The sequence below is a fragment of the Tenacibaculum sp. ZH5_bin.1 genome, assembly GCF_042865525.1.
Lineage (GTDB): Bacteria > Bacteroidota > Bacteroidia > Flavobacteriales > Flavobacteriaceae > Polaribacter > Polaribacter mesophilus.
In genome coordinates this window covers 1,173,213-1,194,785 of record NZ_JBEGIO010000001.1, presented here as the reverse complement: position 1 = coordinate 1,194,785, position 21,573 = coordinate 1,173,213, and the positions used below count along the sequence as shown (strand labels likewise).

Genomic DNA, 21,573 nt, shown 5'->3' with positions numbered 1-21,573 from the left:
CTGATAAATAAAGGTCTTAAATGAAAAGGAAAGCTGAAATCATTGGGTTTTGTATTACCTGGTGCCATTATTACTCAGTTTGTTTTAATGATTATAAACAGACAAACTGATGTCCAAGAAGCAATTATTCGTTTTTTCAGCTTTTTCACTATTCTAACCAACACACTCGTCGCTTTATTCTTTACTAATAAGATTACAAGAAAAATGAATACTTTTAATAAAAACGGCGCTTTAACAGCTATTACTTCCTTTATTTTAATAGTTGGACTAGTATATCAAGTTGTGCTTAGAGCAACATGGAACCCCACAGGGTTACAATTAGTTGTTGATGAATTACTCCATACTATTATTCCCACTTACATGTTTATATATTGGTTATTATATGCAAAATCAAATAATTTAAAACTCAAATATATTTTACCTTGGTTAACCTACCCTATTTTCTATATCGTTTATATAATGATTAGAGGTAACCTATCTGGATTTTATACTTATCCTTTTCTAAATGTTACAAAAATAGGGTTGCAACAATCAATAATTAATATTTCAGTAATACTAATCGTTTCACTCATTCTTATGAGTCTATTAATTTTAATCGGAAAAAAACTAAAATCAATAAAACTATAAACCACTAATAATGAAAAAAAACATTTTCATAACACTTTTTGTATTCTCTTTAATTTCTTTTTCTTGCGCTTCGTTAAAAGATGCGAACAATAATAAACTTTACGAATCTACTTGGGAGTTAGAATATATTTCAGGACCTCGAATTGCTTTTCAAGGCTTGTATCCTAACAAAAAGCCTACCATTTCTTTTAACAAAGAAACCCAAAAAGTTGAAGGAAATAATAGCTGTAACGGATATTCAGCTCCATACACTTTAGAAGCTAACTCAATTTCTTTTGGTCAACCAGGACCTACTACTTTAATGTTTTGTGGGCAAGGTGAACAAGTGTTTTTAAAAACAATAAAAAAAATTAATAAGTATAACATTGATGCTGAAGGTAAGCTTAACCTAATGATTGATGACGTGCCAATGATGCGATTTAAAAAAACCAAATAAAACATGAAAAACCTTATACCAATACTACTAAGTGCTTGCCTAGTAATTTCAGCATGCTCAAATAAAAAAGAAAAGAAAACTTCTGAAGAAAAAACCGTTACTACTACCGATTCTGTTTCAAAAACGCCTACAGCTACTAAAAATACTATAACAGATGCTTATTTTAAGGGGCATGGTGTTGAACCTTTTTGGAGTGTGACAATTTCTGACAAAATGATTACCTTCAAAACACCTACCGATTCTATTTCTACTCCACACATTGAGCCTATCTATGCGCAAGACAGTAACGTAAAACTATATACTTTACACACCGAATTGGCAGCTCTTAAAATAGAAATCATTCAAATGGAATGTATTAATGCGATGTCGGGTAAATCATTCCCATATTCGGTAACTTTAAAATACAAAAAAGGAAAAGAAACGGAGTTTACAACCCTAGAAGGATGCGGACAATACATTACCAATTATCGCCTACATGATATTTGGGCTTTAGAAGAATTGAACGGTGTAAAAGTTAATAAAGATGATTTTGGTAAAGAATTGCCGTATATAGAAATAAATGCTGCTGAAAATAGTTTTATGGGAACTTCAGGTTGCAACAGAATTATGGGTAAACTATTTTCTGAAAGAAATAAAACTCGATTTACCAATATTGCTTCAACAGAAATGTTATGTGCTAAAGGAAATGAAAAAGAGCAAGAGTTTACAAAAGCGCTAGAAAGTACTATATCTTACACAATTGCTAATAATCGATTAACACTTTTAAATCCTGATAAAACCTTATTGGTTTTTAAAAAAGTAGACTAACCAATTAAACTATAAAAGATGAAAAAAATTCTAATTCTATTCTTAGTCACTACACTAGCTATAAGCTGTAAAAAGAAAGAACCTAAAAATGATGCAACCAAAGAATCTATAGAAGTTGTCGTTGAAACTCCAACAACTTTAATACAGATAGGATGTTACGAATACAATAAAGATGGGAACCAAATTTTATTCGAAATTACAGAAATTAATACTACCGTAGAAGGGACTATCAACTATGCTTTAGCAGAAAAAGATGCAAACACAGGTACTTTTTCAGGAACACTAACCGATAATAAATTAATTGGTATCTACACCTTTTCTTCTGAAGGAACAGAAAGCACAAGAGAAGTTGCTTTTATGGTAAAAAACGGTCAATTAATAGAAGGCTTTGGCGAATTAAATGAAGCAGGAAATGCTTTTAAAAATAAGAACAATATTAGTTATACTTCTACAATGCCATTAACCAAAACTGATTGTACTAAATAAATTAAAAATTAATATAAAATGAAAAAAATAGGATTGGTAGGTGGCATTAGCTGGACCTCTACTTTAGATTATTACAAATACATTAATGAAGGAATCAACCAAAGGTTAGGTGGTTTAAATTCTGCTGAATGTTTAATTTACTCACTAAACTTTTCTGATGTTCAAAACAAAGGTTGGACAAACTCTTTTGATCTAATTTATAATGCCTGTTCAAACTTAGCATCTAGTAATGTTGATGCTATAGTTTTAGGCGCTAACACAGCTCATTTATTTACTGATGAAATTCAATCAAAAATTAATATTCCAATTATCCATATTGCAGAAGCAACCGCCAAAGAGATAAAAAAAGAAAAACTACATACAGTAGGTTTATTAGGAACAAAGTTCACAATGGAAATGGACTTCTATAAAAACAAGCTAAAAGAAAATAATATTGCAACCATTATTCCCTCTGATAAAAAAGACATTGAAGAAATACAACATATTGTGAAAAATGAACTTGGGAAAGGAATTGTAAGTAAAGAATCTAAGCTTAAATTTATGCAATACGCAAACGAATTAGTAGAACAAGGAGCCGAAGGAATTATTTTAGGATGTACTGAAATTCCCATGCTAATTGGACAAAATGATTTTGACTTCCCTGTATTTGATACTACTAAAATTCATGTTGAGAGTATTATAGATTTTGCTTTAACATCATTAGCTAATCGTCATTATTAATGTATTTTTACATTGGTTTAGGTATCTGAAAATAGATACATTCATTAAAAACCACCAAGATGACACTAAACGAAATAGAAATAAAAACTGCCAATATACAAACAGTCAAGGCTTTTTATACAAATGTCTTGGAGCTCCCAACTACGCAGATTAACATCAAATCGATACGTATCAAAATTGGTACTTCCTATTTAAAGTTCATAGAAGATTCTAAAAACTCTTCACCTGCCTATCACTTGGCTTTTAACATTCCTGAAAATAAATTACAAGAAGCAATCGAGTGGTCTGCTGGCAGGTTCGAATTTGTAAAAAAAGAAAACAAGATACTGATTACTAACTTCGAAAACTGGAATGCCAATTCGGTATATTTTTATGATGTTGACGGAAACATATTAGAATTTATTGCTCGACACGATTTAGACAATGCCACTACAGAACAGTTTAATAGCAATCAAATTTTAAACATAAGCGAGTTTGGAATTGTTAAAAACCGTCCTGATATATACGGAAAGTATTTGATTGACACTTACGGACTCCGTTTATTTGAAAAAAATCATAACAGTGAAACATTCACCGCCCTTGGTGATGACAACGGCTTATTAATCATCGTTAAAACCAACCGAAATTGGTACCCAACAGAAACCCCATCTAAAGCTAGTACGGCAACTATTAAACTTAACAATTCGGGTACCGATGTTATTCTAAAAACAACAACATAAATAGCTTTGACTTCACTCTAAAAGCTTATTAAAAGCATTATTAGCAAACCTACTGCTCCTCTCATTTTATACTTAAAAAAAGCACTTTTATTCCTTTATATTAAGATGTAAGAACATCAAGAGTACATATGTAAACTAGTTATTAGTAACTTGGAGAATGTTTTCGCTATTAAATTCACGTATTATAAATTCACTGACTATTTAATTGCTAAAACAAATTCTTTTTCAACTTTAAAACTAACTAAAACTATGTCTAATCAAACCACTATTAAAGGAGATGTATCGTTTAACCAATCTAATAATGTCACTGCAATTGTAAAATTGTGGGAGGCAAATAATAAAGAAGCAATTGGTGAACACATCATTTCACCTGAAGCAAAAGGAAGGTTCACCATAAAAGCAACTCCTAAAGCAAAAGATACCGTTCTCTATATTACTGCTGAACTGCAAAACTCTAAAGTAATGCTATTCTCTGTACTGTCACCAAATTTTGAAGAAGACATTACAAAAAAAGGTGCTGTTGTAAATGAATTAACTACAGTAGCCTCTGCCTTTACCTGTGCTCAGTTTTTTAACGGACTTCAGTTAACAGGGAATCTACACGGAATAAGAATTGCCGCTAAAAACACTCCCAACCTTATCAACCCTGTAACAGGAAGTTATGGAGAAGTTTTAATGGATCCTTTCAATATTACACAAAACGAAACACTCGCGCGATTAAATACATTAGCCGCATTAATCACAGCCTACGGTACGGTAGAGATTGAAGGGTACAACTGGAAGGAAAACTTCATGAAGTACACAACACCGTTAGGTGGTAAAAAACCACAAAATACTGCCGAAGCTATGATTGGTGTCGCCCAATCTCCTTGGCTGTATCCAGCAGATTTATTTCATCTTTTTGATAAAGCCTATCCATCGCCAGAAGATGGTTTCCCTGCCAAACCTAACAGCAAAGTTCCTACGAGTCGACGCAATGCCCCTTTTGTACCTTATCTAAGTTTTGCTCCAGAAGATTTCGCTATGGTTTTAGCTTTCGGTCAAGGAGGAATTTGTGCTCCAGGAAAACTATCTCTTGACAAAGAAGGAAACTTATGGACCGGTTTAAACTGGATGCCTGGAGCACAAAACGGCGTGTATCAAGGTATCGGGGGCGGACTTGTAAAGTTGGACTCTACTGGTAAATTAGTATCTCCACCAGTTACAGGTTATACTGGAATGGGCGTTGATGGTGCTGGTTGGGGTACAGCTGTAACCAAAGACGGTACTTGCTGGGTAACGAGTTTTAACGGTTCTATTGGAGTGTATAAGCTAGAAGACGGTTCACCAGTGGTCGAAAAAGTTCCAGAACATATAGCGGAAGCTTTAAATGAAATTGGAGGTTTGCAAGGTATTGGAGTAGCCCCGAATGGTGATATTTGGATTGTTGGAACCTCATCTAACATCATGCTTCATTTTCCTGAGGGAGACCTTACCAGAGGTAGAGTTGTTATAAATGAAAAACTTAATGAAGCGCTTTCTGCTCCGTTTGCAGCTTCGATAGATACTAACAATCGTGTATGGATTAGTAATACCAACGGTGTATCGCTGGTGCGTTATGCTCCAAATGAAAAAAACAGACCTGTAGAGCGTTTTATTCTTGCAGGTGGCGGACGCGGTGTTGCTTTAGATTCAAAAGGAAATTGTTGGGTAGCCTGCAATACGAGTCCTGACTTTCCTCATACCACTACCACAGACGGCGTTTCTATTATTGAAGGATTTGCCCTAGGGTATCCACACCTACAACAAACAGTGGGACGTAAGCATAAAACAGGTGCCGTTTTTATGATTCCTGCGGATGCTACACCTATAGATACCATTGATAAAATTCCCCACAAATCTAATTTAACACCTTACGGAGATGGTGAGCTAAACGCACCTTGGGGAGTATCTATTGATGGGAATGATGATGTTTGGGTTGCCAATTTTATGGGAAGAGGTGTATCGTTTATGGCTGGTGCTTCACCAACTGGACGAACTGAAGATTTTACTACAGGAGAGGTGATTCACACCATTCATTCAGGTAGTATACAAATGCTAACCGATGTAGTAGTTGACCAAGCAGGGAACCTTTGGTGTGCCAACAACTGGAACCTACCTCAAACGGTGATGGAAGCAAAACCTGACCCTGCTTATTCTACTTGGGGTGGTGGCTCTGGTGTCGTAGTAGTTTACGGAATTGCTAAACCTGCTCAAACTCCGCTTGCTGGTCCTGTGAGTGCAGTATAAAATTTATAATACTAAATAAGCGTCTTTAAAACAGACGCTTATTTCTTCAACACTTTTTTAGATTCTTCTTCTCTTTTATCTTTATATTTGGATAAAATAGCACGTATATATATAAACAAGCTTGCGGTAATTTCGGAAAACATCTAAAATTTAGTATTTTTCTTCAAAAAAAGACAAATCCTTATTAACAAAAAACTATTGAACCAAAAATATAACATACCAGATTTTGCTAAATATCTAAATATAGATAGCCCAAAAGACGAAGATATTTTAATGGTTCTCTATGATTATAAAAGTAAAGTTCCTCTTAAGTCTGAACCAATAAAAATAGACTTTTACCTTTTGGCTATAAAATTGGATTTTGACGAAAGTATTAATTACGGACAAACAAACTTTGACAAAACAGACTCACTTCTTTATTTTGATGCACCAAATAATAATATAGAATGGGATTTGGAAAAACCTATGACTGGTTATAACATCTTAATCAGCTCTAATTTTTTCGACAAATATGCAAAGCGATATAGTTTTATGCACTACAATAATCACGAAGCTTTGTTTGTAAGAGATGAAGAGAAAAAAATTTTATTAGATTTATTTGAAAAAGCATACTCTGAATACAATAAAACACAGTTTTCAAAAGAGATTATAACATCGTATGCTAATTTAATTTTAACGTATATTGAAAAGTATTATAAACGACAGTTTGATACAAGAAGTTCATTATACAACAAAGTAGTAGCCGATTTTCACAAAAATTTAGATGCGTATTTTAATGATGCTACAGAAATCAAAAAACTACCAACTGTAAGTTATTTTGCAAACAAATCTAATCTCTCTTCAAATTATTTTGGGGATTTAATTAAACATTTCACAGGAAAATCAGCTCAAAACTATATTCAGCAATACATTTTACAGATTGCCAAATCAAAATTAAAACAAACAACACTTTCAATAAGTGAAATTGCTTACAGTTTAGGTTTCGGTTATCCAACTTATTTCACTCGATTTTTTAAAAAAGAAGTCGGTGTAACACCTACTATTTTTCGCAATCAGTAATTTGTTTCAGTCTTCAAGTAATCTGTTTTAGTACTAAACAGATATCTCACTGTAATTTTGTTGTATTATTAATTTAAAATTAAAATACAATGGAAAATCAAGTAAATTTTGCAGGAAGCGAAAGAGCTTCAACTCATAAATCAAGAATGTCTAAAGAAAGAATAGAAAATGCTATTAAACAGTTAAATGAAATTTCGGAAGCAGATTATGAGAAAGTAATAGGATTGGCTAATGTTTGTAAACCCTTTAGAAGTGTAATTCATAAAACACCAGACGACTATGGAATGACAGATTGGGAAGATGTTTTCCTTAAAGGTGTTGATGGTGTGCCTTTAGATGGTTGGTACATTCCTGCAAAAGGCGGAGAAAGTAACAAATTAGTAATCTTCAACCACGCATTACCTATGTGTCGTTCAGGATTTCAAGGACATTTTGGTTTACCTTTTAGTGGATACGATAATGTTGAGATTGACTTTGTAGTACAAATGAAACATTTAACAGATGCTGGTTATAACGTATTGGCTTATGACATAAGAAATCACGGAAGGAGTGGCTCATCTAACAATGGAATAAGTGGAATAGGTCAATTAGAATGGAGAGATTGCGTTGGTGTAAAACAATATGTAGACAATCATCCAAGATTAAGCAAAATGAAAGTTGCTCTTTATAGCCAATGTATGGGAGGAAATTCACAGTACGAGGCAATTAGTCGCTACCCTGAATTATTTGAAAATGTAAAATGTATGGTAAGCCCAATGGTGGTATCTATGAGAGCTATCTACGAAGCTTTTTCTGGACTACAAGGTGTAAGTCAATATTTAGATTTGGTTGACTTCGAACTATTAAAAATGGGAGGATGGTTAATGGACGAAATGACACCACATACAGCAGCACCAAATGTAAAAATGCCAGTATTTATGATACAAGTAAAAGACGATGCTTGGACTAAAAATCCTGAAGATGGACAAAAAACTTTTGACCTTCTTGGTAGTAAAGAAAAGGAAATCCATTGGATTGAAAATACGCCTTTTAGATTTAAAGATGGTTACAATTACTTTGGTAGAAATCCCGAAAAAGTTCTTTCGTTCTTGGATAAGTATATGAACTAAATTAATAGGCGAAAAAAACTACCGCTAACAAAACGTATAAGCAATAGCGGTTCGGGTGACAACTCGAATCGCTATTTCATTTTAAAAAGATATATTACATTCCGAAAAGTAGTTGCGTAAAACCCGCTACTACTCATACACAAAACCGTTCACAACCACCTCAAAAACTCCTTTCTGGAAATTTCTCTCGCGCCTAAACTTGCTAAATGGTCATTATATACTTGACAATCGATGAGTTTGTAACCTCCCTTTTGTGCTAAATGGATAAAAGCTACTTTACTCATATTACTTACTTTGCTAAACATGCTTTCGCCACAAAACACCCCATTTCCTAAATCTACTCCGTACAAACCTGCAACTAGTTTGTCATCTATCCATACTTCAATAGATTTTGCATAGCCTTTATCGTGTAAATTAATATAAGCATCTTCCATTTCATCGGTAATCCAAGTACCTAATTGATCAAAACGATTGATGTGTCGGCAATTAAAAATCACCTCATCAAAAGCTTTGTTTTCCGTTATCGTAAAACCACCTTTTCGCAATACCTGTTTCATTGATTTGGAAATCTTCACCTCCTCAGGAAACAGCACCATACGCTCCCATGGAGAATACCAAACAATCGGCTCCCCTTCATTAAACCACGGAAAAATTCCATGTTGGTAGGCATACACCAATCGTTCAGTCGATAAATCACCGCCCAAAGCCAGTAAACCATCATCAGTAGCCAACTCATACGGAGGAAACTCTATTTTTTCAGAAAGCCAAATCATTCGTTATATTCTTTTTTACAAAAATACTATATCCGCCAATTCAACATCAACGTTTTATCAATAAAAGAGACTATTCAATAAAACAAAGTATAGTCACCATCAGCGAAGCTCGCTGACGTTTCCTCAACATAACGGAGCCATCAGCGTGACGCGCTGGCGTTTCCTCAACACAACGAAACCATCAGCGTGACGCGCTGACGTTTCCTCAACACAACGAAACCATCAACGTGACGCGCTGATGTTTCCTCAATAAACTCTTAAAACAAGGTAAGTCCTAACAAATAAATTGCGCTACCTACCACCATTGCTATTAAAGTATAGGGTAAAATTTCTTTTGCTTTTAGTTTTGTAATTCCTAATAAGGGTAATGCCCAAAAAGGCTGTAGCATATTCGTTATTTGGTCTCCGTATGCTAGTGCCATAATTGCTTTAGGCAACGGAACCCCTAATTTTAACGCACTTTCTACCACAATAGGTCCTTGTACAATCCACTGTCCTCCCCCACTCGGCACAAAAACATTAACCAAACCTGCACTAAAAAACGTAAATATGGGTAAGGTCGTTGCAGTTGCTATCGACACGAAAAAATCAGAAATTAAAGTAACCATTCCCGTACTTTTCATCACCCCCATAATACCAAAATACAATGGAAACTGAATTAAAATTCCGGAAACATCACTAATCGATTCTCCCACAGCATTGGTAAACTTTTTAAAACTTCCGTGTAGTATAATTCCTAATCCTAACATAAAAAAGTTAATTAGGTTAGGCGTAATTTTTAACTGCTGAATGTCTGCCCAATAACGATAACCAAACGCCACTAAAATCAACACACCAAAAGCAATGGCTAACCATTGAGAACTATCTAGTTTTTCTGCTTGAGTACTAACCTTTTCATCAGTATGCATTTTATATTCCGGTAAATTAATCGCCGTTGGAGCTGCTTTCTTTCCTAAAAAATAAAAGGTTGTCGATACCGCCGCTACTACCACGAAAAAAATTAGCAAATTCCACCAACTAAAAATCGTTTGAGAATAATCAATCACATCAGGTATTTGAGCTAAAACCTCATCCGAAGAAACCGATTGCATAATACTTTTAATATGTCCGCTTTCGTTAATTTTTATCGGTGCAGAACCTGAAATTCCACCATGCCAAACCATTAATCCCATATAACCCGCCGCTCCAATAATTGGATAATTTAGTTTGATATTGTGTTCTTGTGCATGTTCTGCTACTTTACGTGCCAACAAAGCACCAAAAATGAGTCCTAGCCCCCAATTAAAAAAAGCTACCAACATAGTAGTACAACTTACAATGGCTGCACTATTTGCTGTGTTGGTACAGAATTTTGTTACTTTTAAAATTAAATTACTCACAGGCTTACTCAACACCAATACATGCCCTAATACCAAAATCAACATCATTTGATAGGCAAAAACAAGTAATCCGTTAGACCAAATTCCGTTTTCCCAAAATTGTAACACCTCTAAAGAATAATTAACCACAGAACTTTCTTCTGGTTTTGTAAAAAACAGTGCTAATAAAAGAGTTAACAGTGTTAATAATATAGCGATGGTAAAAGGTGAGGGTAAATATTTTTTAAAAACATTTTCTATAACCTGCGTAATCTTCATTGTTTAAAGTTTGATTTGCTAAAAATAATCAAATAGAATAAATAGTTTTTTACCTAGTTTTGCAATATGGTAAAAGAACTTCAATTACGTGTTAATTTAGTAGAAGAACGCAAAGACAATATTTTACAGCTAAAAGCTGCTAAGAAGCTAGGTATTAATATAGCTGATATTACTAGCGTAAAGGTGTTACGTAAATCGATTGATGCACGTAAAAAAGAAGTTATTTTTAATTATAAAGTAGCGGTGTACATTAACGAACCGCAACCTGATACTCCTGATTATATTTTTGAATATCAAGATGTATCAAATGCGAAAGAAATTCATATTGTTGGTTTTGGTCCTGCGGGAATGTATGCAGCACTTCGCTGTATTGAGTTAGGCTATAAACCTATTGTGTTAGAGCGTGGTAAAAATGTACAAGATCGTCGTAGAGATTTACGTGCTATTAACCAATTTCATGAGGTAAACCCAGACTCTAACTATTGTTTTGGTGAAGGTGGTGCAGGAACGTATTCTGACGGAAAGTTATACACCCGTAGTTTAAAGCGTGGTGATGTTCGTAAAATATTTGAAAACTTAGTATATCACGGTGCTACCGATCAAATTTTAGTCGATGCACATCCGCACATAGGAACTAACAAACTTCCGAAGATTATTCAAAATATTCGCGAAACGATTTTAAAACATGGTGGTGAAGTTCATTTTGAAACCCGTGTGACCGATTTTATCGTTAAAAACAATAAACTACAAGCTATACAACTACAAAATGGTTCTGAAATGGCTGTAAATGCTGTTGTTTTGGCTACTGGGCATTCTGCAAGAGATATATACGAACTATTGCATAAAAAAGACATTTTGCTAAAAGCGAAATCGTTTGCTATGGGGGTTCGTGTAGAGCATCCGCAAGAAATAATTGATCAAATTCAGTATAGTTGTTCAGGTCAACGTGATGAGTTATTGCCTGCTGCTGCGTATAGTTTAGTACATCAAGTTGGAAACCGTGGTGTGTATTCATTCTGTATGTGTCCTGGTGGGTTCATTGTTCCTGCGGCAACTGCCAATGGTGAAGTGGTGGTAAACGGAATGTCGCCTTCGCGTCGTAATAACAAGTTTGCCAACTCTGGTATTGTAGTTGAAATTAATGTTGATAAAGATTTACCGAAGTATGAGAAATACGGAGTTTTAAAAGGCTTACAATATCAAAAAGATTTAGAAAAGTTAGCATTTAACGCAGGTGGAAAAAGTCAAGTTGCTCCAGCGCAACGTTTAACTGATTTTGTGGAAGGTAGATTGTCTTCTTCTTTAAATGATTGTTCGTATCAACCCGGATTAAATTCTTCTCCGCTACATTCGTTACTTCCTAAATTAATTGGAAGCAGATTACGTAAAGGTTTTGCGGCTTTCGGACAAAAAATGCACGGGTACTATACTGCGGAAGCAAACATTGTTGGAGTGGAATCTAGAACCTCATCACCTGTTAATATTCCAAGAAAAGAAAACCTTGAACATCCACAAATTGAAGGGCTTTTTCCTTGTGGTGAAGGTGGTGGTTATGCCGGTGGTATTATTTCGGCTGCTATGGACGGTGAACGTTGTGCTGAAGCTGCCATTGCAAACCTGCAATAATTAACAAATATTTGTTGGTGTAATTTCTAATTACCTCGTACTTTTGCTATTCCTAAAAATTAGAGGCTTTTTAGCGATGAGTAAAAAGAATAAAAAAAATAACAAAAAGAAAATAGATAAGCCGCATTATAAACGTTTGCACAACTACTATAATCGCACTGGTTTTTACATGTTCATTTGGATTAGCTTGAAGAAAGCTTTTTGGCCAATTGTTGGAGCTGTTGTTGGTATATTATTATTTAACAAGTATGTTTATAATATTAACGATGGTTTACAACATATGACTGAAACTTTTTCTAGAACTGGAGTTTTAGTTACTTTTTTTATTTCTGAAACAATTTTAGGATTAATTCCGCCAGAGATTTTCATCGCATGGTCTAAGAAAACTGAAGATCCTATTGTAAATATTTCTTTATTAGCGACACTATCTTATTTAGGAGGTTTGTGTGCTTACTTTATAGGTAGAGCTTCTTTAAAGATTGACTCTGTAAGAAATTATTTAGAGGTTAAAATGGCTAAAAACCTTAAAAACACTAGTAAATGGGGAGGTTTTTTAATTTTGGTAGGTGCACTATTACCACTACCTTTTGCCATTAGCTGTTTAACTGCTGGTATGATTAAATACCCTTTTAAAAATGTAGTTTTTGTAGGCTTATTTCGTTTTGCTCGTTTTGCTATTTATGCATGGGCTATTTTTTCGGTAGTAAATTAACTTAAAACAATTATGGGACTAACTAACAACGACATTTTTAAAAAGCTACGAGTAGCACATAAATTAAGAGATACTGATATTATTGACATCTGCGCTTTGGTAGATTTTAAAGTTTCTAAATCGGAAATCAACGCTATTTTTAGAAAAGAAGATCACCCTAAGTATATGGAATGCGGTGATCAGTTTTTACGTAACTTTTTAAACGGATTAATTATTCATTTAAGAGGTCCGATGCCTGAGAAAAAACCAACAAAAAAGTAACCACACCACTAACACTTATATAATTAAAAAACCTTCTGATTTAATATCAGAAGGTTTTTATTTCCCCTTAAATTTTTCAATCAATAATTATTTATTGAATGATTATACTACAAATATATAACTGATTTTTAACTTATTAAAAGGGATAACCGTAAGTAAATATGTAGTTTTCCGCAAAAACATAAAAAGAGCGCAAATTTTGCGCTCTTTTTTGTTGTATTCATATTTTTTCTAAGTATTCTTAGAAAGGTAGGTCATCTGGTTCGTTTGCAGATAAATCTGGAGCTGGTTCAAATTGATCAGCAGGTGGAATGTTTTGAGGAGCTGCTTGTGCTAAGTTTTCAATTCTCCATCCTTGAACAGAATTAAAGTATTTTGCTTCTCCTTGTGGGTTAATCCATTCTCTTCCTCTTAAATTAATAGAAACCTTTACATCTTGCCCTACTTGATAATTATTTAATAAATCACATTTATCTTGAATAAACTCAATCATTATCATTTGTGGGTACTGCTCATCAGTAGTTACAACCATTTCACGCTTTCTAAATCCGTTAGATCCAAATGTTTGCGTTTCGTTAATTAATTTGATTTTCCCTATTACTTCCATTTCTTATCTATTTAATTAAAAGTACCTTCCAAGCACTTTCTACATCATTGTTTTGTAAATACTCTTGTGCAAAAGTATGTTTTTTTTCAGTTGAAATACCCACAAATTGTGAATGTTCTTTTGCAAAGTTATTAACAGCTTCTTCTGTAGGTAGCTGTTCTACATTACCTAACATCCCTAAATTATTTCCTGTTAATATACTACTGTTTCTTATTTCAGCAGGTATTTGGTCTACTCCAATCCCTAAGGTAGTTAGTGGTTTTGGTATTTCAAAAAAGCCATCTCTGGCTCTACTGTAATAATTTCCTCCTGCTCTGGCTACTAAATCTATTTTATGTTGATCTATACTGCCATCTTCTGCTAACACATTTTCGTTTACGTGTAGTTTTACTACTTCACACACAATTAAGTTTCCTGCTCCGCCTTCTTCACCTGTATAAATAATGTCTTTTACTTTACACTCAAATTGTACAGGAGATTCTGCTACTCTAAACGGCTTTACCTCATCTGAAGGTAACATTGTAAAACCAGCTTTTATAAATTCATTAACTCCTTTAGGATACATCGTACTACTCAACGACATTTGCTGAACAATATCGTAATTTACAATATTAATAACCACTTCTCTGGTTGCTTCAGCATTGTCTAACGTATGTTTGGTTTTATTTCCTCTTACACTACGTGCTGGAGAAAAAATCATAATTGGTGGGTTTGCCCCAAATACATTAAAAAAACTAAATGGTGATAAATTTGGATTTCCATCTGCATCTACAGTACTTGCAAAAGCAATAGGTCTTGGAGCTACAGCTCCTAATAAATATCCATGCAGTTTAGAAGTTGGTATATCTTTAGGATTTATTGATAACATTCTATATAATTTTAGTGTAAATATACTACCTATTTATAAATTTAGTTATTCTAGAGAATAGTTTATATTTGATTGATGGCTTTTTTTACAAACACTTATTGGATTAAGCGAATAGCGATTAGTATTTCCTTACTTATCGTTTTATTTATTTTATGGAATACCTATGTGTTTTTTCAAAAATTTAAAAAAGATGAACGCGCTAAAATGGAGATTTATGCTACTGCAATTAAGGAGGTAGCTTCAAACCCTGACTCTAATGGTAGCTTTAATTTAGTAAACAAAGTTTACGAAACCATAGAGAACATTCCTTCTATTTTGGTTGGTAAAGATGGCGAAATAAAACAGTTTCATAACTTAGACTCTATAAAGTCTACGGATCCTAAATACCTTCAAAAGCAATTGAGCATCATGAAAAATCAAAATGAGCCAATTGCGATAGAATACTTAGGAATTAAAGAACATATCTACTATAGAAATTCTGACCTTTTATACAAGCTCAAATACTATCCACTTGCCTTAGTACTAATTTTAGGGTTGTTTCTTACCATCATTTACATGGTGTACAAGTCTAACAAAGTAGCTGAACAAAATAAGTTGTGGACAGGAATGGCTAAAGAAACGGCACACCAAATAGGAACGCCACTTTCTTCATTATTAGGCTGGATAGCTATTTTACGTGCTGAAAATGTAAGTAACGATTATGTTGATGAAATTGAAAAAGATGTGCGACGCTTAAATACCATCGCAAATCGTTTTTCTAAAATAGGATCTCTTCCTGAGTTAAAACCCAATAACGTTGTATCGATTACTAAAACTGCTTATGACTACTTAGAAAATAGAAGTTCTAAACAAATTTCTTTTTCTTTTACTACCGAAACTGAAGAAATCCGAATCAATATAAATACCGAATTATATGGTTGGGTAATAGAGAACTTAATTAAAAACGCTATTGATGCTATGCAAGGCAAAGGAAGTCTATCTGTTAGCATTAGTGAAAGTTCTAAAAATGTAAAAATCTTAATTTCAGATACTGGTAAAGGGATTCCTAAAACACAATTTTCACAAATATTCAACCCTGGATTCACCACAAAAAAACGTGGTTGGGGTCTAGGTTTATCTCTCTCTAAACGTATTATTGAAGATTACCACAACGGAAGAATACACGTATTAAAATCTGAAATAGGAAAAGGAACTACTTTTGAAATCTTATTGAATAAGGTTTAACTGTCTGCCTTTACTTTACTCATTAAAAAACCGTAAAACAATCCGCCAGCTCCCCATATAAGTGCCCCTACAAGCATTCTTTTTAAAGTTATTTCTTTTCCTTCAATCCATGGGAAAATAATCATCATCATTATAAACATAATTACTCCCCAGGCTATCCCCTCTTTTATCCACTTTTTCATAGCTCTTTTTTATTTATTCAAAATTCTTAGCAATTTCTTCTGCAACAGCTACAAACTCTTCGTTTGTTAATTTTTCTTTCTTTACAAAACGGATATCCTCCATAGTTTGTAACGGAATTAAGTGTACATGTACATGAGGTACTTCTAAGCCAATTACACTCATTCCCACACGTTCACACGGAATTGTTTTCTCAATCGCTTTGGCTACTCTGTAAGAGAAAGACATTAATCCGTCGTACTCTTCTTTCGATAAATCAAATAGTTTATTTTCTTCACGTTTAGGAATTACTAACGTATGTCCTTTTGCATTTGGATTGATATCTAAAAAAGCAAAATAGTTGTCATCTTCTGCTATTTTATACGATGGAATTTCTCCGTTTATAATCTTTGTAAAAATACTTGCCATGTTTTTTTAATTTAATTTTACAGTAAAAGTAAAAAAGAAATCGGGTTCTAGCGAAGCTAAAACCCGAATAAATCTTTACTCTTTTGTATTTGTTTTTTTCTCTTATCGAGAAATCTCCATTACTTCAAACTTCATAATTCCGTTAGGCACTTGTATTTCGGCGACATCACCTACTTTTTTACCTAACAATCCTTTACCTATTGGTGAATTAACAGATAACTTTCCGTTTCTTACATCACTTTCGCTATCTGCTACTAGCGTATACGTAAACTCCATTCCGTTTACTGTATTTTTAATCTTCACTATTGAGTGGATTAAAATTTTAGAGGTGTCTAACTGACTTTCATCAATAATACGAGCGTTAGCTACTACGTTTTTTAATTTTGCAATTTTTGTTTCTAACAACGATTGCTCTTCTTTTGCAGCGTGATATTCTGCATTCTCACTCAAATCTCCTTTATCACGAGCATCTGCAATTTCTTGAGAAACACGTGGCCTTTCTACTTGCTCTAAATGCGCTAATTCTTCTTTAAGTTTCTTTAATCCTTCTTCCGTATAATATGATACATTACTCATCTCTTCTCTCTTTTTAAAATCAACAAACTTTTATACACTTTCTTTAACGTTTTGTAAGAAGCATATAACTTTTCTTCCTACAACCCTGTGGGTTAAATTTAAAAATCTCACGCCGTTAGGAATGAGATTGTCTTACAAATGTACAAAATATTTGTAACTTCGTTGCGTTACAATAACAACTTCTATACTAAAAAATGAAAAAAATATTTTATTTATTTCTTGTTATAATTTGTTTTAACTGTAGTGATAACACTCCTATTAACAACTGTTTTTCTGGAATAAAAATGAATGCTATTATTGATTTATCACTTCCAGAATTTAGTGGTTTATTAGTTCCTGGAGGAGAATCGCAAAACGTGATACAAGGGCGAAATGTTTTTATTTTTAGAACAGGAACTTCTGGTTACAGAGCTTTTGATCAACAATGTCCTGAACAAAACTGTAACTCTTTAATGACTTTCAACGGAGTTGAAATAACCTGTCCGTGTGATGACAAAAAGTATAACTACCTTTCAGGTGGTACTCCTTTAGATGGTGAGGGCTGTAATGCATTAATGTATTTTGTTACTCCTATTAGTAACAATCAGTTAAGAATATCTCGTTAATACTATTTGTACTAACAATTAGATTCTTATTTTTGCAGCAACAACAACACAATTAACACATTTATCGTGAAAAATTACTTTTCTTCAAACTTTAAATTGGGTGTACTCGGAGGCGGCCAATTAGGAAGAATGTTACTTACCGAAACGCAAAAATTCGACATTTATACTGTTATTTTAGACGGAAACGCTGACGCTCCTTGCGCTCAGATATGTAACGAATTCCATCAAGGAGATTTATTAGATTATGATACTGTTTACAATTTTGGAAAGCAAGTAGATTTGTTAACCATAGAAATTGAAAACGTAAATATTGATGCTTTAGATGCTTTAGAAGCTGAGGGACTAACCATTTTTCCAAAGCCTAAAAACTTAAGAACTATTCAAAACAAAGCACATCAAAAGGTGTTTTATCACGATAATAACATCCCTACTGCTGACTTTTCTAGGTTTACTTCTTTAGAAGAATTAAAACATGCTATAAGTAATGAAGCTGTTAGTTTTCCTTTTGTATGGAAATCTGCTCGATTTGGATACGATGGTAACGGAGTAAAAATAGTTCGTGCCATCAGCGATTTAGAAAACCTACCTACTGGTGAGTGTATTTCTGAAAAACTAGTTCCTTTTAAAAATGAATTAGCTGTTATTGTTGCAAGAAATGCAAGCGGAGAAACTAAAACTTACCCAGTAGTTGAAATGGAATTTCACCCAGAAGCAAATCAGGTAGAGTATGTAATTTGTCCTGCTAGAATTGAAGATGCAGTTGCTAAAAAAGCGCGCGAAGTTGCTTTAAAAGTTGCGGATGCATTTGATTTTGTTGGATTGTTAGCTGTGGAAATGTTCCAAACTGAAAATAACGAAATTTTAGTTAATGAAGCGGCTCCAAGAACTCATAATTCAGGGCATTATTCTATTGAAGCAAGTTATACTAGCCAATTTGAACAACACTTACGTAGCATCTTAAACCTTCCGTTAGGAAATACCGAAAGTAAAGTTGCTGGAATTATGGTGAATTTAGTAGGTGCAGAAGGCTATACTGGTGATGTCGTATATGAAAACATTGAAGAGATTTTAAAGATTGACGGAGTTACTCCTCACATCTACGGAAAAAAGACAACCAAACCTTTCCGTAAAATGGGACACGTAACTATTGTGAATGAAGATGTAAATGAAGCGAGAAAAATCGCTCAACAAGTAAAAGAAACCATTAAGGTAATAGCAAAATAACCTCTCGACTATGCTCGAGATGACAAAAACATAAAATTATGGTAGGAATTATCATGGGAAGCGATTCAGATCTTCCAATTATGCAAGAAGCAATTGATATTTTAGAGAGTTTTGATATTCAAGTAGAAGTAGATATCGTATCTGCACACAGAACTCCTGAAAAATTATTCGATTACGCTAACAATGCACACAAGCGTGGTATACAAGTTATTGTTGCTGGTGCTGGAGGTGCTGCTCATTTACCTGGAATGGTAGCCAGTATGAGTCCGCTACCAGTAATTGGAGTTCCTGTAAAAAGTAGAAACTCTATTGATGGTTGGGATTCTGTGTTATCTATTCTTCAAATGCCAGGGGGGGTCCCTGTGGCTACAGTTGCTTTAGATGGAGCTAAAAATGCAGGAATCTTAGCTGCTCAAATTATTGGAGCTTCAGACAAATGTGTGTTAGATAAAATAATCGCTTATAAAGAAGGTTTAAAACTGAAAGTTGAAAAAGCTTCTGAAAGCGTAAAAAAATAAGTACCTTAGTACAATATTAACTTGAAGGCCTCACAGATTTTTTTATTTGTGAGGTTTCTTCAATTTTTTAAACTAAATTTTCATGACTAAAAATCCACTTTTACAAGATTTTAATACGCCCCCTTTTTCTCAAATTAAAGAAGAAGATTATAAGCCCGCTATAAAAGAAGCTATACAAATAGCTAAAGACGAAATTGATGCTATTGTAGAAAACTCTGAAGTTCCAACTTTTGAAAACACTACAGTCGCTTTAGACAATACAGGTAATAAGTTAGATAGAGCTACTTCTATCTTTTTCAACTTAAACTCTGCTGAAACAAATGAAGAAATTCAAAAAATAGCGAAAGATATTTCTCCTTGGTTAAGTGAGTTTAGAAACGATATGATTTTAAATGAGGGGTTGTTTAAACGTGTAAAAACTGTATACGATCAATTACCTGATTTAAACTTGACTCCTGAACAAGAAATGTTGTTAGATAAACAATACAAAAGTTTTGCACGTAATGGAGCGAATTTAAATGAAACTGACAAAGCTGAGCTTCGCAAAATTGATGCTGAGTTAGCAAAATTATCGTTACAGTTTGGGGAGCATGTATTGGCTGAAACCAATGCTTTTGAATTATTAATTACCAATGAAGATGATTTAGCTGGCTTGCCAGAAAGCGCTAAAGAAGCTGCTAAAGAACTCGCTAACTCGAAAGATAAAGAGGGTTGGATGATTACCTTAGATTACCCAAGCTATATTCCTTTTATGACCTATGCTGATAATAGAGAATTGAGAAAAAAGTTAGCAATAGCTTTTGGTAAAAAAGGTTTCCAACAAAATGAATATAACAATGAGAAAATTGTAAAAGATATTGTAACCTTACGCCACAAACGTGCCAACCTATTAGGATATAAAACCCACGCTCATTTTGTATTAGAAGAGCGTATGGCTGAAACTCCTGAAAAGGTTATGGAGTTTTTAAATGAATTGTTAGAAAAAGCGAAACCTGCCGCACAATGTGAATTTGATAATTTAGAGGCTTATGCTAAAAAACTAGACGGAATAGACCAGTTACAAAAATGGGATGGTGCTTACTATTCTGAAAAACTAAAAAAGGAGTTGTTTAACTTAGATCAAGAATTATTAAAGCCTTACTTTAAGTTAGAAAATGTAATTGACGGTGTGTTTACTGTGGCTAACAAATTGTACAACTTACAGTTTGAAGAAATTGACACTATTGATAAGTATCATGAAGATGTCAAAACCTACGCTGTAAAAGACACTGATGGAAATTTTGTTTCTTACTTATATGCTGATTTTCATCCGAGACCAGGAAAACGTAATGGTGCGTGGATGACTTCATACAAATCACAATATATTAGTAATGGAGTTAATGAAAGACCTCAAGTCTCTATCGTTTGTAACTTTACCAAACCTACGCAAACTAAGCCTTCTTTATTAACTTTTAACGAAGTTACTACCCTATTCCACGAATTTGGCCATGCTTTACACGGAATGTTGGCAAATACTACTTATAAGAGCTTATCTGGAACTTCAGTTTCTTGGGATTTCGTGGAGTTACCTAGTCAGGTTTTAGAAAACTGGTGTTACGAAAAAGAAGCCTTGGAATTGTTTGCAAAACATTACGAAACTGGAGCAATTATTCCTATGGAATACGTTGAGAAAATTAAAGAATCTGCGAGTTTCCACGAAGGAATGCAAACCTTACGTCAATTAAGCTTCGGATTATTAGATATGTCTTGGCACTCTGGAGATTCTCCTGAAACCATTACTGATGTAAAAGAGTTTGAAACGAATGCTTTTGCTGAGACTAAATTATATCCTGATGTAGCAGAAAATTGTATGAGTACTTCTTTTTCTCATATTTTTCAAGGCGGATACTCAGCTGGATATTATTCATACAAATGGGCAGAGGTTTTAGATGCCGATGCTTTTGAATATTTTAAAGAGGAAGGTATTTTTAATAAAGAAGTTGCAGATAAATTTAAAAACAATGTATTATCTAAAGGCGGAACAGAAGAGCCTATGGAGTTATACAAACGTTTTAGAGGTAGAGAACCAAAACCTGATGCTTTATTAAGACGTGCTGGATTAATGAGCTAAATCTCTTTATTAC

General features: G+C 33.7%; 24 protein-coding genes. 17 read left to right on the top strand and 7 right to left on the bottom strand.

All coding sequences use genetic code 11. The features are described from left to right. Positions 1–42 precede the first annotated feature (42 nt). The 9 genes from ABHQ57_RS05550 to ABHQ57_RS05510 all read left to right on the top strand — a co-directional run bounded on the left by ABHQ57_RS05550 (position 43) and on the right by ABHQ57_RS05510 (position 8,231). Entirely contained in the window at positions 43–627 is a 585-nt protein-coding gene (locus tag ABHQ57_RS05550) for a Pr6Pr family membrane protein (RefSeq protein WP_196781607.1), read from the top strand. Positions 628–637: 10 nt separating this feature from the next. Then, a complete protein-coding gene (locus ABHQ57_RS05545) occupies positions 638–1,063 on the top strand; it encodes an META domain-containing protein (protein WP_073181685.1) in 426 nt (141 codons plus the stop codon). 3 nt (positions 1,064–1,066) lie between these two features. Continuing rightward, positions 1,067–1,870 carry an META domain-containing protein gene (locus ABHQ57_RS05540; protein ID WP_073181687.1) on the top strand — a complete coding sequence of 268 codons (804 nt, stop codon included), beginning with the start codon at positions 1,067–1,069 and terminating at the stop codon, positions 1,868–1,870. 18 nt (positions 1,871–1,888) lie between these two features. Then, the gene (locus ABHQ57_RS05535) at positions 1,889–2,356 is read left to right on the top strand and encodes a hypothetical protein (protein WP_167713225.1); all 468 of its coding nucleotides are present in this window, start codon (positions 1,889–1,891) and stop codon (positions 2,354–2,356) included. 18 nt (positions 2,357–2,374) lie between these two features. Next, positions 2,375–3,076, top strand: a complete 702-nt coding sequence (locus ABHQ57_RS05530) for an aspartate/glutamate racemase family protein (protein WP_167713223.1) — start codon at positions 2,375–2,377, stop codon at positions 3,074–3,076. Between the two features lie 59 nt (positions 3,077–3,135). Beyond that, positions 3,136–3,795, top strand: a complete 660-nt coding sequence (locus ABHQ57_RS05525) for a VOC family protein (protein ID WP_389862701.1) — start codon at positions 3,136–3,138, stop codon at positions 3,793–3,795. Between the two features lie 249 nt (positions 3,796–4,044). Beyond that, on the top strand, positions 4,045–6,063 hold the full coding sequence (locus ABHQ57_RS05520; protein ID WP_167713219.1) for a hypothetical protein: 2,019 nt from the start codon (positions 4,045–4,047) through the stop codon (positions 6,061–6,063). A gap of 198 nt (positions 6,064–6,261) precedes the next feature. Then, the gene (locus ABHQ57_RS05515) at positions 6,262–7,122 is read left to right on the top strand and encodes an AraC family transcriptional regulator (protein WP_073181698.1); all 861 of its coding nucleotides are present in this window, start codon (positions 6,262–6,264) and stop codon (positions 7,120–7,122) included. An 89-nt stretch (positions 7,123–7,211) separates the two neighbouring features. Next, positions 7,212–8,231 carry a S9 family peptidase gene (locus ABHQ57_RS05510; RefSeq protein WP_083574762.1) on the top strand — a complete coding sequence of 340 codons (1,020 nt, stop codon included), beginning with the start codon at positions 7,212–7,214 and terminating at the stop codon, positions 8,229–8,231. A gap of 149 nt (positions 8,232–8,380) precedes the next feature. On the opposite strand, the gene aat is transcribed toward ABHQ57_RS05510, so the two are convergent. Beyond that, on the bottom strand, positions 8,381–9,004 hold the full coding sequence (gene aat / locus ABHQ57_RS05505) for a leucyl/phenylalanyl-tRNA--protein transferase (protein WP_167713217.1): 624 nt from the start codon (positions 9,002–9,004) through the stop codon (positions 8,381–8,383). Positions 9,005–9,261: 257 nt separating this feature from the next. Then, the gene (locus tag ABHQ57_RS05500; protein WP_167713215.1) at positions 9,262–10,641 is read right to left on the bottom strand and encodes a short-chain fatty acid transporter; all 1,380 of its coding nucleotides are present in this window, start codon (positions 10,639–10,641) and stop codon (positions 9,262–9,264) included. A gap of 66 nt (positions 10,642–10,707) precedes the next feature. Between ABHQ57_RS05500 and ABHQ57_RS05495 the strand changes: the two genes are divergently transcribed. The 3 genes from ABHQ57_RS05495 to ABHQ57_RS05485 all read left to right on the top strand — a co-directional run bounded on the left by ABHQ57_RS05495 (position 10,708) and on the right by ABHQ57_RS05485 (position 13,240). After that, on the top strand, positions 10,708–12,267 hold the full coding sequence (locus tag ABHQ57_RS05495; protein WP_167713213.1) for an NAD(P)/FAD-dependent oxidoreductase: 1,560 nt from the start codon (positions 10,708–10,710) through the stop codon (positions 12,265–12,267). Positions 12,268–12,343: 76 nt separating this feature from the next. After that, a complete protein-coding gene (locus ABHQ57_RS05490; RefSeq protein WP_125068813.1) occupies positions 12,344–12,979 on the top strand; it encodes a YqaA family protein in 636 nt (211 codons plus the stop codon). 12 nt (positions 12,980–12,991) lie between these two features. Beyond that, positions 12,992–13,240: a DUF1456 family protein gene (locus tag ABHQ57_RS05485; RefSeq protein WP_047788507.1), complete on the top strand. Its 249-nt coding sequence runs from the start codon at positions 12,992–12,994 to the stop codon at positions 13,238–13,240. Positions 13,241–13,481: 241 nt separating this feature from the next. Here the strand turns inward: ABHQ57_RS05485 and ABHQ57_RS05480 are convergent, their stop codons facing one another. Then, a complete protein-coding gene (locus ABHQ57_RS05480) occupies positions 13,482–13,847 on the bottom strand; it encodes a DUF3127 domain-containing protein (RefSeq protein ID WP_047788508.1) in 366 nt (121 codons plus the stop codon). Between the two features lie 7 nt (positions 13,848–13,854). Next, positions 13,855–14,715 (bottom strand): flavin reductase family protein, encoded by an 861-nt coding sequence (locus tag ABHQ57_RS05475; RefSeq protein WP_167713211.1) that lies wholly within the window; start codon positions 14,713–14,715, stop codon positions 13,855–13,857. Positions 14,716–14,790: 75 nt separating this feature from the next. On the opposite strand from ABHQ57_RS05475, the gene ABHQ57_RS05470 reads away from it, so the two are divergent. After that, complete coding sequence (locus tag ABHQ57_RS05470; protein WP_047788510.1) at positions 14,791–15,939, top strand: PAS domain-containing sensor histidine kinase; 1,149 nt, start codon at positions 14,791–14,793, stop codon at positions 15,937–15,939. Here the strand turns inward: ABHQ57_RS05470 and ABHQ57_RS05465 are convergent. The 3 genes from ABHQ57_RS05465 to greA all read right to left on the bottom strand — a co-directional run bounded on the left by ABHQ57_RS05465 (position 15,936) and on the right by greA (position 17,103). Beyond that, a complete protein-coding gene (locus tag ABHQ57_RS05465) occupies positions 15,936–16,121 on the bottom strand; it encodes a hypothetical protein (protein ID WP_047788511.1) in 186 nt (61 codons plus the stop codon). The genes ABHQ57_RS05470 and ABHQ57_RS05465 overlap by 4 nt on opposite strands. Positions 16,122–16,134: 13 nt before the next feature. Next, positions 16,135–16,527 (bottom strand): HIT family protein, encoded by a 393-nt coding sequence (locus ABHQ57_RS05460; RefSeq protein ID WP_047788512.1) that lies wholly within the window; start codon positions 16,525–16,527, stop codon positions 16,135–16,137. A gap of 102 nt (positions 16,528–16,629) precedes the next feature. Next, positions 16,630–17,103, bottom strand: coding sequence for a transcription elongation factor GreA (greA, locus tag ABHQ57_RS05455; protein WP_047788513.1), 474 nt, complete (start codon positions 17,101–17,103; stop codon positions 16,630–16,632). Between the two features lie 194 nt (positions 17,104–17,297). On the opposite strand from greA, the gene ABHQ57_RS05450 reads away from it, so the two are divergent. From ABHQ57_RS05450 to ABHQ57_RS05435, 4 genes are all read left to right on the top strand, one after another. Next, a complete protein-coding gene (locus ABHQ57_RS05450) occupies positions 17,298–17,708 on the top strand; it encodes a Rieske 2Fe-2S domain-containing protein (RefSeq protein WP_053056646.1) in 411 nt (136 codons plus the stop codon). A gap of 66 nt (positions 17,709–17,774) precedes the next feature. Beyond that, positions 17,775–18,932 (top strand): 5-(carboxyamino)imidazole ribonucleotide synthase, encoded by a 1,158-nt coding sequence (locus ABHQ57_RS05445; RefSeq protein ID WP_167713209.1) that lies wholly within the window; start codon positions 17,775–17,777, stop codon positions 18,930–18,932. A gap of 38 nt (positions 18,933–18,970) precedes the next feature. Beyond that, complete coding sequence (gene purE / locus ABHQ57_RS05440; protein ID WP_047788515.1) at positions 18,971–19,450, top strand: 5-(carboxyamino)imidazole ribonucleotide mutase; 480 nt, start codon at positions 18,971–18,973, stop codon at positions 19,448–19,450. Between the two features lie 82 nt (positions 19,451–19,532). Continuing rightward, a complete protein-coding gene (locus tag ABHQ57_RS05435; RefSeq protein WP_167713207.1) occupies positions 19,533–21,560 on the top strand; it encodes a M3 family metallopeptidase in 2,028 nt (675 codons plus the stop codon). The last annotated feature ends 13 nt before the right edge of the window (positions 21,561–21,573 follow it).

What these genes read in the sequence shown, in the direction of transcription:
- ABHQ57_RS05545 (WP_073181685.1), top strand. Translation starts at nt 638, where the DNA reads ATGAAAAAAAACATTTTCATAACACTTTTTGTATTCTCTTTAATTTCT.
- ABHQ57_RS05540 (WP_073181687.1), top strand. Translation starts at nt 1,067, where the DNA reads ATGAAAAACCTTATACCAATACTACTAAGTGCTTGCCTAGTAATTTCA.
- ABHQ57_RS05535 (WP_167713225.1), top strand. Translation starts at nt 1,889, where the DNA reads ATGAAAAAAATTCTAATTCTATTCTTAGTCACTACACTAGCTATAAGC.
- ABHQ57_RS05530 (WP_167713223.1), top strand. Translation starts at nt 2,375, where the DNA reads ATGAAAAAAATAGGATTGGTAGGTGGCATTAGCTGGACCTCTACTTTA.
- ABHQ57_RS05525 (WP_389862701.1), top strand. Translation starts at nt 3,136, where the DNA reads ATGACACTAAACGAAATAGAAATAAAAACTGCCAATATACAAACAGTC.
- ABHQ57_RS05520 (WP_167713219.1), top strand. Translation starts at nt 4,045, where the DNA reads ATGTCTAATCAAACCACTATTAAAGGAGATGTATCGTTTAACCAATCT.
- ABHQ57_RS05510 (WP_083574762.1), top strand. Translation starts at nt 7,212, where the DNA reads ATGGAAAATCAAGTAAATTTTGCAGGAAGCGAAAGAGCTTCAACTCAT.
- aat (WP_167713217.1), bottom strand. Translation starts at nt 9,004, where the DNA reads ATGATTTGGCTTTCTGAAAAAATAGAGTTTCCTCCGTATGAGTTGGCT.
- ABHQ57_RS05500 (WP_167713215.1), bottom strand. Translation starts at nt 10,641, where the DNA reads ATGAAGATTACGCAGGTTATAGAAAATGTTTTTAAAAAATATTTACCC.
- ABHQ57_RS05495 (WP_167713213.1), top strand. Translation starts at nt 10,708, where the DNA reads ATGGTAAAAGAACTTCAATTACGTGTTAATTTAGTAGAAGAACGCAAA.
- ABHQ57_RS05490 (WP_125068813.1), top strand. Translation starts at nt 12,344, where the DNA reads ATGAGTAAAAAGAATAAAAAAAATAACAAAAAGAAAATAGATAAGCCG.
- ABHQ57_RS05485 (WP_047788507.1), top strand. Translation starts at nt 12,992, where the DNA reads ATGGGACTAACTAACAACGACATTTTTAAAAAGCTACGAGTAGCACAT.
- ABHQ57_RS05480 (WP_047788508.1), bottom strand. Translation starts at nt 13,847, where the DNA reads ATGGAAGTAATAGGGAAAATCAAATTAATTAACGAAACGCAAACATTT.
- ABHQ57_RS05475 (WP_167713211.1), bottom strand. Translation starts at nt 14,715, where the DNA reads ATGTTATCAATAAATCCTAAAGATATACCAACTTCTAAACTGCATGGA.
- ABHQ57_RS05470 (WP_047788510.1), top strand. Translation starts at nt 14,791, where the DNA reads ATGGCTTTTTTTACAAACACTTATTGGATTAAGCGAATAGCGATTAGT.
- ABHQ57_RS05465 (WP_047788511.1), bottom strand. Translation starts at nt 16,121, where the DNA reads ATGAAAAAGTGGATAAAAGAGGGGATAGCCTGGGGAGTAATTATGTTT.
- ABHQ57_RS05460 (WP_047788512.1), bottom strand. Translation starts at nt 16,527, where the DNA reads ATGGCAAGTATTTTTACAAAGATTATAAACGGAGAAATTCCATCGTAT.
- greA (WP_047788513.1), bottom strand. Translation starts at nt 17,103, where the DNA reads ATGAGTAATGTATCATATTATACGGAAGAAGGATTAAAGAAACTTAAA.
- ABHQ57_RS05450 (WP_053056646.1), top strand. Translation starts at nt 17,298, where the DNA reads ATGAAAAAAATATTTTATTTATTTCTTGTTATAATTTGTTTTAACTGT.
- purE (WP_047788515.1), top strand. Translation starts at nt 18,971, where the DNA reads ATGGTAGGAATTATCATGGGAAGCGATTCAGATCTTCCAATTATGCAA.
- ABHQ57_RS05435 (WP_167713207.1), top strand. Translation starts at nt 19,533, where the DNA reads ATGACTAAAAATCCACTTTTACAAGATTTTAATACGCCCCCTTTTTCT.